Genomic DNA, 11809 nt, shown 5'->3' with positions numbered 1-11809 from the left:
CGGCCGTGCGCCGGAGCGCTCAGCTGCTGGTGCGCGCCAGGTAGACCGTGTTGGCCGAGGTGCCTCCGGTGAGCGGGTTGGCGAACCGGACGACCTCCGCGCGAGCCCGGTCGAAGACGCTGTCCAGGACACCGGTGAAGGTGTGGTCGGGTGGTCGGTCCGACCACAGGGCGAAGACCCCGCCCGGGGCGAGGAGGTCGAGCAGTCGGGTCAGGCCTGCGGGGGAGTAGAAGCCCTGGTGGCTCTCGTCGAGGACGAAGTCCGGGGCGTGGTCGATGTCGAGCAGCACGCAGTCGTAGGGCGGCCGGAGCCCCGGGGCCTCCTGCGTCCCTGCCGCCACGGCGAAGAAGTCGGCGAGCACCAGGGACGTCCTCGCGTCCTCGAGGAGCTCGTCGGAGCAGGGGAGCAGGCGCTCGCGGTGCCAGTCGACGACCGGCTCCAGCGTCTCGACCACATCGACGCGGGCGACACCCTCGTGACGCAGAGCCGCCACCGCGGTGTAGCCCAGGCCCAGCCCTCCGACCAGCACGGTGGCACCGGACCGGGACAGCCAGTCGAGGGCCAGGTCGGCCATGGCCTCCTCGGCGGCCGTGAAGAGGCTCGACATGAGGAACTCCTCGCCGAGCTTGACCTCGTAGACCTGCCGGCGGGTCACCGGTTCCAGCCGGCGACGCAGGCTCACCTCGCCCATGCGGGTGCCGGCCCACGCCAGCTCCTCGAACCGTCTGCTCATGGACCCACCCTCTCATCGGGACGGGTGCAGCGACACGCTGGCGGGCCTGCAGCACATCGCCTGCTGGAGTCGGTATGAAGGTCGTGGGTCCCTGCGCGGTATGAGCGTGCAGGGCCCTACATCGTGCACGGTCCTCCGTCGTGCAGGGTCCTGCACAGGGTGTGGGCCCCTCGCGCAGTATGAGTGTGCGAAGGGCCCACGGTTGACCGACGTGATGGCCGGTCGACCACAGGGTGTCGTTCGGCTCGCCCCACCCCATCACGGGTGGGTTGCACCGGGTCGAAGACCCGGATCGCGAATCCGCAACCGGCCTTGTGGTCGGCTCTCCGTTGCCGGAGTGCGTCCTCCTTGTCTAGTCCACTCGGCGCGAGCGCGCAAGAGCTTCTGGTCGTGATCCGGTGCCGTCTCGGCGTGTCGTGGCGACACGCCGAAGGCAGCGCTGGACCTGGCCGCTGCGGCTGCTTCGCCGTCGGGCGGGCGCTGCCGCATAATCACGGCTATGTCCGTCCAAGCTCCCTCTGCCGTCGTGCTCATCCGCCCCCAGCACTTCGCCCCGAACCCCGCGACCGCCACCGACAACGCCTTCCAGACCAAGGACCACGACGGGGATCCCGAGGACCTGGCACGCGCGGCCTACGAGGAGGCCACGGGCGTGGCCGACGCGCTGGCGGAGGCGGGGGTGACGGTCCACCTGTTCGAGAACGAGGACAGCACGAGGCCGGACAGCGTCTTCCCGAACAACTGGTTCTCCACGCACAAGGGTGGACGCGTCGCGCTGTACCCGATGTACTCCCCGAGCCGCCGCTCGGAGCGACGCGGCGACGTGGTCGAGATGCTCAAGCGCAACTACCGGGTGCACGACGTGGTCGACTACTCCGGGCTGGAGTACGACGCGATGTACCTCGAGGGCACCGGCGCGATGGTCATCGACCACCAGGACCGGGTGGCCTACGCGGCTCGTTCCAACCGCGCCAACCCGGTGGCCCTGGAGCGCTTCTGTGCCGACTTCGGCTACGAGCCGATGGTCTTCGACGCCAACGACAGCGCCGGGGTGCCGATCTACCACACCAACGTCATGATGTGTATCGCCTCGGACTTCGTCCTCATCGGCCTCGACATGATCACGGACCCGGTGCGCCGGGCCGAGGTCCGCGACTCCCTGGAGCTGTCCGACCGCGAGGTCATCGCGCTGGACCACGGCCAGATCCATGACTTCCTCGGCAACGCCATCGAGCTCAAGACGCCCGCCGGCCGGGTGCTGGCGCTGTCCAGCCGCGCCCACGCGAGCCTCACCGACGAGCAGCGGGAGCGCATCGGACGCTCGTGCACGCTCCTCCCGCTGGAGGTGCCCACGATCGAGCTGGCCGGCGGCTCCGTGCGGTGCATGATCGCCGGCATCCACCTCACACCGCGTCACCCGCTCGCGGCCACGACCCGCAACCGCAGGGACCGGGCCGGTGAGCTCTCGGGTCAGTGGTTCCGGGCCATGGAGGGGGAGGCGGTCACGCCCGCCGGTCAGGTCGAGCCGAGCCTGTGGGCGCCGACAGGGGCCTCCGGCGCATGAGCGTCCAGGTGCGGGGCCGCGGTCTGTGGGTCACCTGCCTGGGACCTTTCGCGCTCGAGGCGGCACTGCGTCCGGAGGTGGACTGGGTCGGGCTCGACCTGCAGCACGGGGCCCTGACGGTCGACGACGTGGCTCCCCTGCTGCGGGTGTCGCAGGCCGCGGGCACACCGACGCTGGTCCGTCTGCCTTCGGACGACCGGGCCGTGCTGGGGCGCGTCCTCGACGAGGGCCCTCACGGGGTGATCGTGCCGGCCGTCGAGTCGGGGGCCCAGGCCTCGGCGGTCGTGGCCGGCGCGCTCCCGCCCCCGCGAGGCTCGCGCAGCACGGGGCTGGGGCGCACCGCGCTGGGCCTGCCGGGGGTGCCGACCGGCCCGCTGGTGCTCGTCATGGTGGAGACGGCCGCCGGCCTGCGCGCCTGTGAGGAGATCGTCGCCACCGAGGGGCTGGACGGTGTCTTCGTGGGGCCCTACGACCTGGCGTTGTCCCTGGGTGCGGGCGGCACGACGGAGCCCGAGGTGCTGGCCGCGGTCCGTGAGGTGCTCACGGCGACCCGGGCCGCCGGTGGGCTGACGGGGTACTTCGCCGGCGACCCCGGCCTGGTGGCCCTCCTGCCGGAGGTCGACCTGCTCGCGGTGGACAGCGACGTCGCAGCGCTCCGTGCCGGCGTCGCGGCCCGCTGGGAGGTCACCCGCTGAGCGGTCAGACGGGGCGGACCTCGACACCTCGCCAGAAGGCGACGTGGCCCGCGATCGGTGCTGCGGCCGCCTTGGGCTGGTCGTACGTCCAGGCGGCGTCGGGGTGGGCGGCGCCGCCGACCTGCACGGTGAAGTAGGTCGCCGTGCCCTTCCACGGGCAGAGGGTCGTCTTCTCCGTGGGACGGAAGTGCTCCTGCACCAGCGACGCCCGCGGGAAGTAGTGGTTGCCCTCGACGAGCACGGTCTCGGCGGACTCCGCGATCACGGTGCCGTGCCAGACGGCCTGCATGGTGGGCTGCGATGCGCTCATGGTGGACGAACCCGCTGGTGACCCGTCTCATTCCCGAGGCAGAGGTGTCGCGCCGGGCCCACGGCATACGTCATGCTCGACGCATGCCGACCACCTCACCGCACAGCACCGCCCGGGTGACCTTCCCCGGAGCGCTGGGGGAGGACCTGGCGGGGGTGCTCCATCTGCCCGCAGGCCCGGCCCGCGCCTTCGCCCTCTTCGCCCACTGCTTCACCTGCAGCAAGGACTCGCACGCCGCCGCGCGCATCTCGGCCGCCCTGGCGGAGCGCGGCTTCGGGGTGCTCCGCTTCGACTTCACCGGGCTGGGCGACTCCGGCGGGGACTTCGCCGACTCCACCTTCGGGAGCAACGTCGACGACATCGCAGCCGCGGCCGCGTGGATGCGCGCCCGCTACGAGAGCCCGCGGCTGCTCGTCGGTCACTCGTTGGGCGGGGCTGCCGTGCTGGCTGCTGCTGCTCGCGTCGAGGGAGTCGTGGCGGTCGCGACGCTCGGCGCCCCCGCGTCCCCGGACCACGTGGAGCACCTCATCACCGGCATCGGCACCGACACCGACGAGGGCGACGTGCTCGAGGTCTCGATCGGGGGACGTCCCTTCCGGCTGCGGCGTCAGTTCCTGGACGACCTGCGGGAGCGGGCCGGTGCTGCACAGCAGACGGCGCAGGGGACGGCACTGCTGGTCATGCACTGCCCACAGGACCAGGTGGTCGCCGTCGACAACGCCCGCCAGATCTTCGACGGGGCACGTCACCCCAAGTCGTTCGTGTCGCTCGACGGGGCCGACCACCTGCTCTCCCGGCGGGCCGACTCGGCGTACGCCGCAGCGGTCATCGCCGCGTGGGCCGACCGGTATGTCGCATCGCCCGACCCGGACGTCGTCGCGGACGAGCCGGCCGTCCTGACGGTGCACGAGTGCGACCCCTCCGGGTTCGTGCACCACGCCCAGGTCCGGCACCACCGGTGGACCGTCGACGAGCCCGAGAGCGTCGGGGGAGCGGACTCCGGCCCCACCCCCTACGAGCTGCTGCTGGCCGGCCTGGGGGCGTGCACCTCGATGACCATGCGGATGTATGCCCGGCGCAAGGGCTGGGAGTTCGGCTCGACCACGGTGCGGCTCGAGCACGGCAGGGTGCATGCCCGGGACTGCGCGGACTGCGAGGGTGGCGCGAGCATGGAGCAGATCACGCGGGAGATCGCGTTCGACCCGGCGGTGACGGCGGAGCAGCGCGAGCGGCTCCTGGTGATTGCCGAGAAGTGCCCGGTGCACCGCACGCTGGAGCGAGAGGTGGCCGTCCGCACCGTGATGCGTCCCGGCTGACGCCCGCTGCGCCCGGGTGTCCCGTCCCTGCAGCTTCCCGCTCCGGGTGGCTGCGGGTGTGCCGCACGGCATACAGTCAGCCGGTTGTCGTGCGGCCCGTCCGACAGCCCCTGGACGACGAGGAGGCCGGCGCGTGCTCACCCGGCTGCTCCCCGACGCCCTCGGCCGCGACTTCCGTTGGCTGTTCGGCGCTGCCACCTCGACCAACCTGGGTGACGGCATCCTGCTGGCAGCCGGCCCGCTGCTGGTCGCCTCGCTGACCCGCGACCCGTTCGCGGTCTCGATGGCCGTGTTCGCCCAACGGGTGCCGTGGCTCTTCTTCGGCCTGCTCGCCGGGGCCGTGGTGGACCGCGTCGACCGGCGTCTGCTGGTGATGACCGCCGACGTCCTGCGGGCAGCGGTCGTCGGCGCGCTGGCGCTGGCCGTCGGCACCGGGATGGTGGGGCTGCCGTGGCTGTACGTGACGTTCTTCCTCCTCGGCACCGCCGAGGCGTTCGCCGACAACGCCGCCTCGACCCTCACGGTGGCCGTCGTGCCGCGGAAGCACCTGGGCAAGGCCAACGCGCGCATCTTCGGCTCGGCGATGATCACCAACCAGCTGGCAGGCCCGCCCCTGGGAGCGGCCTTGTTCGCCCTGGCTGGGTGGCTCGCGTTCGGGGCCAACGCCGTGCTGGCCCTGCTCGGCGTCGCACTCCTGAGCCGGATGAGGCTCGCCCGACGGGTCGTCCCGCAGCACCGTGCGCCGCTGCGCCGGCAGACCCGGGAGGGCGCGGTGTGGCTGTGGCGCCACCCGCCCGTGCGCACCCTGGCGCTCATGATCACCTTCTTCAACGTGACCTTCGGAGCGGCCTATGGCGTCTACGTCCTCTACGCCCAGGAGCGGCTGGGCCTGGGCGACGTGGGCTTCGGTGTGCTGCTCTCCGCCGTCGCCGTAGGTGCCGTGCTGGGCTCGGTGCTCTACTCCCGGCTCGAGGCCCGCTTCGGCTACGCCGTGCTGCTCCGCACGGGTCTGGTGGTGGAGACCTTCAGCCATGCCGCCCTGGCACTCACCAGCGCGGTGTGGGTCGCAGTCGCGGTCCTCTTCGTCTTCGGCGTCCACGCCGCCGTGTGGGGGACCACGTCCACGACGGTGCGGCAGCGCGCCGTGCCGGACGCGGTCCTGGGCCGTGTGACCAGCGTCTACCTGCTCGGCTCGGTAGGAGGCATCGCGCTCGGCACGCTCATCGGTGGCCTGGTGGCCGCGCGCTGGGGTGTCCTGGCGGCCTTCTGGTTCGCGTTCGCCGGCTCCCTCGTGGTGCTCGTGTGGCTCTGGGGGCCCATGCGCAACGTCGCGCTGGCCGCCGAGCATGGGCCGGCGACCCAGGACGTCCCGCCGGTCTGAGGGAAGGCCCCGCGGCGCAGAGGCCGAGGGGCCCTCAGCGCAGCAGCTCGGCGCTCTGTCGCGCGATCTCGCCCTCCTCGTTGGTGGGCACCACCCACAGCGAGGTGTCGCTGTCCGGGGTGCTGATGCACGTCTCGCCGTGGGCCCCGTCGTTGGCCTCCCGGTCCAGGTCGACGCCGAGCAGCCCCAGCCGGTCCGCCACCGCGGCGCGCACCACGGGGTCGTGCTCACCCACCCCGGCGGTGAAGGCCACCGCGTCCACCCGGCCCAGCACAGCAGCGAGCGCACCGACGTGGCGCACGATGCGGTGGATGACGACGTCGAAGGCGAGGACCGCAGCCTTGTCACCGGCCGCCCGCATCTCCATGACCTCACGGAAGTCGCTCGACCCGGTGAGCCCCTTGAGCCCGCTGCCCCTGCTGAGAGCCTCGTCGTAGTCCTGGGCCGACAGACCCGCGACCCGGCCGAGGTGCGCGGGCAGCGACGGGTCGAGGTCGCCCGGCCGGGTCCCCATGACGAGCCCGTCCAGGGGGGACAGGCCCATCGAGGTGTCGACGCTGCGGCCTCCGTCCACCGCGCAGGCGGAGGCGCCGTTGCCCAGGTGCAGGACGATGGTGCGCACCTCCTCCAACGGACGTCCCAGGAGGCCGGCCACGCGTCTCGACACGTAGGCGTGCGAGGTCCCGTGGAAGCCGTACTTGCGCACGCCGTACCTCTCCCGCCACGCGCTCGGCACGGCATACGTGCTGGCGGCCGGTGGGATCGTGGCATGGAAGGCCGTGTCGAAGACGGCCACCTGGGGCAGGTCCGGGAAGGCCTCGCGGGCCACCTCGATGCCGGCCAGGTTGGCGGGGTTGTGCAGTGGCGCCAGGGGGACGAGCTCGCGCACGGCCTCGACCACGTCGTCGTCCACCACGACCGGGGCGCTGAAGCGCTCGCCGCCGTGGACGACCCGGTGTCCCACGGCGACCAGGTGGAGGTCGCGCAGGTAAGGGCCGTGCTCCAGGAAGGCGTCCTGCAGGACGTGGATGGCGGCGCCGTGGTCGGCGGAGGTGACCTCGCGCCGGAACGTCTCACCACCGACGGTGTGCCGGGACGTCCCCGTCTCCAGGCCGATCCGCTCGACCATCCCCGCGGCCACCGACTCCCCCGTGTCGGGGTCGATGAGCTGGTACTTCAGCGAGGAGGACCCCGCGTTGACCACGAGGACGTGGGAGGTGGCGGACATCAGCGGTCAGCTCCTTGCCTGGATGGCGGTGATGGCGATCGTGTTCACGATGTCCCGGACGGTCGCTCCCCGGGACAGGTCGTTGACGGGCTTGCGCAGCCCCTGCAGCACGGGGCCGATGGCCACTGCCGACGCGCTGCGCTGCACTGCCTTGTAGGTGTTGTTGCCGGTGTTGAGGTCGGGGAAGATCAGCACCGTGGCCCGGCCCGCCACGGTCGAGTCCTTGAGCTTGGTGGCGGCGACCGCAGGGTCGACCGCGGCGTCGTACTGGATCGGGCCCTCGACGTGCAGGTGCGGGGCCCGCTCCTGCACGATCCGCGTCGCGGCACGCACCTTGTCCACGTCGGCTCCGGTGCCCGATCCGCCGGTGGAGTAGGACAGCATCGCCACGAGGGGGTCCACCCCGAACTGCTCGGCCGTGGCGGCCGAGGAGATGGCGATGTCGGCCAGCTGCTGGGGGTCGGGGTCGGGGTTGATGGCGCAGTCGCCGTAGACCAGCACCCGGTCGGCCAGACACATGAAGAAGACGCTGGAGACCACCGAGACCCCGTCCGCGGTGCGGATGACCTCCAGCGCCGGCCTGATCGTGTGCGCTGTCGTGGTGATGGAGCCGCTCACCATGCCGTCCGCCTGGTCGTTGAGGACCATGAGGGTGCCGAAGTAGGCAGGGTCCACCACGACGTCGTGCGCCTGCTCCAACGTCATGCCCTTGTGGGCGCGGAGCTCGGTGTACTGCTCCGCGAACCGCTCACGCCGGGGGTCGGTCACCGGGTCCACGACCTCCACGGCGTCGATGCCGAGGCCGAGCTCGGCCGCGCGGGTGCGGATCGTCTCCTCCTGTCCGAGCAGGACCAGGTCGCAGACCCCACGGGCCAGGATGGTGTCGGCGGCCCGGAGGATGCGGTCCTCCTGACCCTCAGGCAGCACGATCCGGGCACCGGTGCGGCGGGCGCGTGCCGTGAGCTGGTGCTCGAACATGAGGGGGGTCACGGCGTCCCCGGCCGTGGAGCGCGACGAGGGCAGCACCCGGGACAGGTCCAGGTGCTCGTGCACGAGCGAGCGGGCACGCTCGATCTTGCGCGGTGTCTGCCCGGTGATGCGGCCGGTCGCGCGTGCCGCGGCGGTGGCGGTCTCCATCGTGCCGCCGTCCGTCGTGATCACCGGCAGCTCGACCCGCAGGCCCTCGACGAGCCGCTGGGTCTGCGGGCTCAGCGGGAAGCCGCCGTTGAGCACCATGGCGGCCAGCGACGGGAAGGTGCTCGAGCTGTGGGCGAGCATCGCGGCCAGCATCACCGCCTCGCGGTCGCTGGGGCAGATCATCACGCAGCCTTCGATGATGCGGTCCAGCACGTGGGGCAGGGTCATCGCCGCGACGATCACCTCCATCGCCTCGCGAGAGAGCAGGTCCTCGTCGCCGAGCATCAAGGTGCCGTCGACGGCGTCCATGACGTCACGGACCGTGGGCGCCTGCAGCACCGGGTCGGCAGGGAGGGTGTAGGCGGGGAAGGCTCCCAGGTGCTCGGTGAGGCGGGTGTGCGTGGCGGCGCGGACGTCCGGGTCGACGCGGTTCACGACGATGCCGCTGACCCGGGCGTGCCGGGCGTGGGCCTCCTGCAGGAGCAGGTCCACGGCCACGATCACCTCCTCGGTGCTCCGCTCGACCGCCGGCACCACGAGCAGCATGGGCGAGCCGATGTTGGCGGCCACCGTGGCGTTGACACTGAACTCCGTCGGTGTCGGCACGTCGGTGAAGTCGGAGCCGACGACCAGCACGGCGTCGTGCTGCGCCGCGTAGGCGTGGAAGCGCTCGACGATGGTGCCGACGGCGCGCTCGGTGTCGTCGTGGACGGCGTCATAGGTGACACCGATGGACTCCGCCACCGGCGTGTCCGTCGTGGACAGCGGGAGGAGCAGGTCCAGCAGGGGGTCGGTGGCCCGGTCCTGGACGATGGGACGGAAGACTCCCACCCGGCCACCCGCACTCGACATCTCGGCGAGCAGGCCCACCGCCAGGGCGGACTTGCCGGACTGGGACTCCGCGGACGCGACATACAGAGATGGATTCACCCCACCGAGCCTAGTGAGGTCCGCTGCCCTCTGGCAGAGTGACACCCATGAGTGGAGCACATGACGACGGCACGGCCGTGCGGGTCTGGGTCAACGGACGCCGGATCGACGAGGGTCCGGCGCTGGCCGCACTCGACCACGGGATCACCGTGGGGGACGGTGTCTTCGAGACCGCGAAGGTCCTCGGCAGCGACGTGTTCGCGCTGACCCGCCACCACGACCGGATGGACCGGTCGCTGCGCGGCCTGGGTCTGCCGGCCATGGACCGCAGCCTCGTGCAGGAGGGCATCGCCGCAGTGCTGGCCGACGGGCCCTTGGACTTCGGGCGTCTGCGCTACACCATCACGGCCGGACCCGGCCCCTTGGGCTCGGACCGCAGCGGTGGGCCGATGACCTACATCGTGACGGCGGGGCCCGCGCCACGCCCCGAGCCGTCCACGACGGTCGCCGTGGTCCCCTGGACCCGGAACGAGCGGGCCGCCACCGCGGGCCTGAAGACCACCTCGTATGCCGACAACGTGATCGCACTCGCGGCGGCGAAGGACCTCGGTGCCTCGGAGGCCGTCTTCGCCAACACCAGAGGGCACCTGTGTGAGGGCACGGGGTCCAACGTCTTCGTGGTCCTCGACGGCGTCGTCCTGACGCCCTCGCTGCGCTCCGGTCCGCTCGCCGGCATCACCCGTGCGGTCACCATCGAGTGGCTGACCGACGAGGGCATCGAGGTGCACGAGGACGAGCTGCCGCTGTCGATCCTCAGCGAGGCCGACGAGGCCTGGCTGACCTCCAGCACGCGGGACGTGCAGGGCATCGGTGCCGTGCGCGTGGCCGGCGCCGTCTCCACCCTGGCCGGGCAGCTCCCAGCGGCGGACCTGCCCGAGCGCGTCTTCAGCACCTCACCCGGGCCGTTCACCCAGCGTGCCCAGGAGATCTTTGATCGCCGTAGCGCGGAGCAGCCCGACCCATGAGCCCCCAGCAGGACGACCGCCGGCCGGACCCGGGCAAGGCCCGGCCGGACCACCACGACCCCACCGGCGGCATCGGCGGGGCGGCGCCGGCGCACAGCGCGCTGACCCTGCGACTGGTGCTGGCGAGCTTCGGGCTCGTCGCCCTCACGGTCTTCGCGGTATGGAACGTCGCGGTGGGCGGGGAGGGCTGGATCACGGTCATGCTGGTGGTGCTCCTGGTCGTGACCCTGGTCGACCTCGGGGTGGTCCTGCGCCGCAAGCGTCGGGGCGAGCCCGGCTGAGCACCACCTCGTCCGCCCGGTCCGCGGTTGAGGGATCGGCCCCGACGCGGGACGATCACAGTATGAGTACCAACGACCCGCGCAACCCGCACCCGCCGGCCGACGACTCAGACCCGGGCATCGGCAAGGGGGAGAAGCTGACCGAGGACCCGCCCCAGCTCGCCCTCACCCTGGGCCTCGGGCTGCTGGCACTGGTGTGCGCGGTGTGGTCGGTGTACAACGCCGCGACGAGTGGCGCGATGTGGCTCACCGTCCTGCTGGTGGTGGTCGGCCTGCTCGCCATTGCCGGGCTCGGCACGCTGGTGCGCCTGCGCAAGGACGATTAGGCCGCCGCCGTCAGGACAGGCTAATGTGCGTGCTCGCACGGACGTGTAGCTCAGCTGGTTAGAGCGTTCGCTTCACACGCGAGAGGTCAGGGGTTCGAGTCCCTTCACGTCCACCATCAGCAATCGGGGCCTGACCAGCGGAAACACCTTGGCAGGCCGCTGTTTGTTTCTGCGGCGTGTCGGATACGTGTCGGATCGTTCCGGCGCGTGATGGCCTCGTCGAGCTGCAGCGTTGCCGTATCCGTCGACTCGACGTACAGTTGTCTGTACAGGAGGTCGCCATGAAGACGATGAGCTACACCGAGTCGCGCGCCCGCTACGCAGAGGTCCTTGACAGCGTTACCGACGACCGCGAAGAGGTCGTGATCACCCGCGCGGGTCATGACCCGGTGGTCATCGTCTCCTTGGCGGACTACGAGTCGTTGCGCGAGACCGCTTACCTCATGCGCTCACCCGCCAACGCGCGACGGCTCCTTGACGCCATGGAGCGACTCGAGGCAGGCGAGGGCCAGACACGCGAGCTGGTCGAGACGGACTAACCGAGTGCTGCTGGTCTGGGACGAGAACGCTTGGGAGGACTATCTCTGGTGGCAGTCGCAAGACCGCAAGGTCCTCAAGCGCATCAACCTGCTCCTCAAGGACATTCAGCGGAACGGCAACCAGGGGATCGGCAAGCCGGAGGCACTCAAGCACGACTTCGCCGGCTACTGGTCGCGCCGCATCACGGACGAACACAGGCTCGTCTACAAGGTCGCAGGGGGCGAAGTCCGAATCGCCGCCTGCCGGTATCACTACGGATAGCCGCCCAGCGGCACATGGTCGGGTCTTCGTAGCCGTGCTTGCAGCGGCAAGAGCGGACATCAGAGCGCGGCGCGAATGTGCGCCGCTGTGGCGTCTAACTGCACGCGGGCCGGATGGGAGAACTCGGCGCTGATCTGAAACC

At 71.4% G+C, this 11809-nt stretch carries 13 protein-coding genes and 1 tRNA gene; 10 read left to right on the top strand and 4 right to left on the bottom strand.

Annotated features, from left to right (window positions below):
- Positions 1-19: 19 nt before the first annotated feature.
- Positions 20-733 (bottom strand): spermine/spermidine synthase domain-containing protein, encoded by a 714-nt coding sequence (locus LVO85_RS13225; RefSeq protein WP_232747965.1) that lies wholly within the window; start codon positions 731-733, stop codon positions 20-22.
- A gap of 499 nt (positions 734-1232) precedes the next feature.
- Between LVO85_RS13225 and ctlX the strand changes: the two genes are divergently transcribed.
- Both ctlX and LVO85_RS13215 read left to right on the top strand, forming a co-directional pair.
- Positions 1233-2297 carry a citrulline utilization hydrolase CtlX gene (ctlX, locus tag LVO85_RS13220; protein ID WP_232747964.1) on the top strand — a complete coding sequence of 355 codons (1065 nt, stop codon included), beginning with the start codon at positions 1233-1235 and terminating at the stop codon, positions 2295-2297.
- On the top strand, positions 2294-2992 hold the full coding sequence (locus LVO85_RS13215; protein ID WP_232747963.1) for an HpcH/HpaI aldolase family protein: 699 nt from the start codon (positions 2294-2296) through the stop codon (positions 2990-2992). The genes ctlX and LVO85_RS13215 overlap by 4 nt, the downstream gene beginning before the upstream one ends.
- Before the next feature lie 4 nt (positions 2993-2996).
- On the opposite strand, the gene LVO85_RS13210 is transcribed toward LVO85_RS13215, so the two are convergent.
- Positions 2997-3302, bottom strand: coding sequence for a DUF427 domain-containing protein (locus LVO85_RS13210; RefSeq protein ID WP_232747962.1), 306 nt, complete (start codon positions 3300-3302; stop codon positions 2997-2999).
- 83 nt (positions 3303-3385) lie between these two features.
- Between LVO85_RS13210 and LVO85_RS13205 the strand changes: the two genes are divergently transcribed.
- Positions 3386-4618, top strand: a complete 1233-nt coding sequence (locus LVO85_RS13205) for a bifunctional alpha/beta hydrolase/OsmC family protein (RefSeq protein WP_232747961.1) — start codon at positions 3386-3388, stop codon at positions 4616-4618.
- Positions 4619-4751: 133 nt separating this feature from the next.
- Positions 4752-5999, top strand: coding sequence for an MFS transporter (locus tag LVO85_RS13200; RefSeq protein ID WP_232747960.1), 1248 nt, complete (start codon positions 4752-4754; stop codon positions 5997-5999).
- 34 nt (positions 6000-6033) lie between these two features.
- On the opposite strand, the gene LVO85_RS13195 is transcribed toward LVO85_RS13200, so the two are convergent.
- Positions 6034-7227: an acetate/propionate family kinase gene (locus tag LVO85_RS13195; RefSeq protein WP_232747959.1), complete on the bottom strand. Its 1194-nt coding sequence runs from the start codon at positions 7225-7227 to the stop codon at positions 6034-6036.
- A gap of 6 nt (positions 7228-7233) precedes the next feature.
- Complete coding sequence (gene pta, locus LVO85_RS13190; protein WP_232747958.1) at positions 7234-9294, bottom strand: phosphate acetyltransferase; 2061 nt, start codon at positions 9292-9294, stop codon at positions 7234-7236.
- Positions 9295-9341: 47 nt separating this feature from the next.
- Between pta and LVO85_RS13185 the strand changes: the two genes are divergently transcribed.
- The 6 genes from LVO85_RS13185 (at position 9342) to LVO85_RS13160 (ending at position 11667) form a co-directional block, all read left to right on the top strand.
- Positions 9342-10259, top strand: coding sequence for an aminotransferase class IV (locus LVO85_RS13185; RefSeq protein WP_232747957.1), 918 nt, complete (start codon positions 9342-9344; stop codon positions 10257-10259).
- Positions 10256-10540, top strand: coding sequence for a DUF6343 family protein (locus LVO85_RS13180; protein ID WP_232747956.1), 285 nt, complete (start codon positions 10256-10258; stop codon positions 10538-10540). The genes LVO85_RS13185 and LVO85_RS13180 overlap by 4 nt, the downstream gene beginning before the upstream one ends.
- A gap of 62 nt (positions 10541-10602) precedes the next feature.
- Positions 10603-10866 (top strand): hypothetical protein, encoded by a 264-nt coding sequence (locus tag LVO85_RS13175; protein ID WP_232747955.1) that lies wholly within the window; start codon positions 10603-10605, stop codon positions 10864-10866.
- A 39-nt stretch (positions 10867-10905) separates the two neighbouring features.
- Positions 10906-10982, top strand: a tRNA-Val gene (locus LVO85_RS13170).
- Between the two features lie 165 nt (positions 10983-11147).
- Positions 11148-11405: a type II toxin-antitoxin system Phd/YefM family antitoxin gene (locus tag LVO85_RS13165; protein WP_232747954.1), complete on the top strand. Its 258-nt coding sequence runs from the start codon at positions 11148-11150 to the stop codon at positions 11403-11405.
- Between the two features lie 4 nt (positions 11406-11409).
- Positions 11410-11667 carry a Txe/YoeB family addiction module toxin gene (locus tag LVO85_RS13160; protein ID WP_232747953.1) on the top strand — a complete coding sequence of 86 codons (258 nt, stop codon included), beginning with the start codon at positions 11410-11412 and terminating at the stop codon, positions 11665-11667.
- Positions 11668-11809: the final 142 nt, after the last annotated feature.

It is taken from the genome of Ornithinimicrobium sediminis (assembly GCF_021272345.1).
GTDB lineage: Bacteria > Actinomycetota > Actinomycetes > Actinomycetales > Dermatophilaceae > Ornithinicoccus > Ornithinicoccus sediminis_B.
Note: the sequence above shows the minus strand (reverse complement) of the source record. Positions and strands in the feature narration are given on the sequence as shown.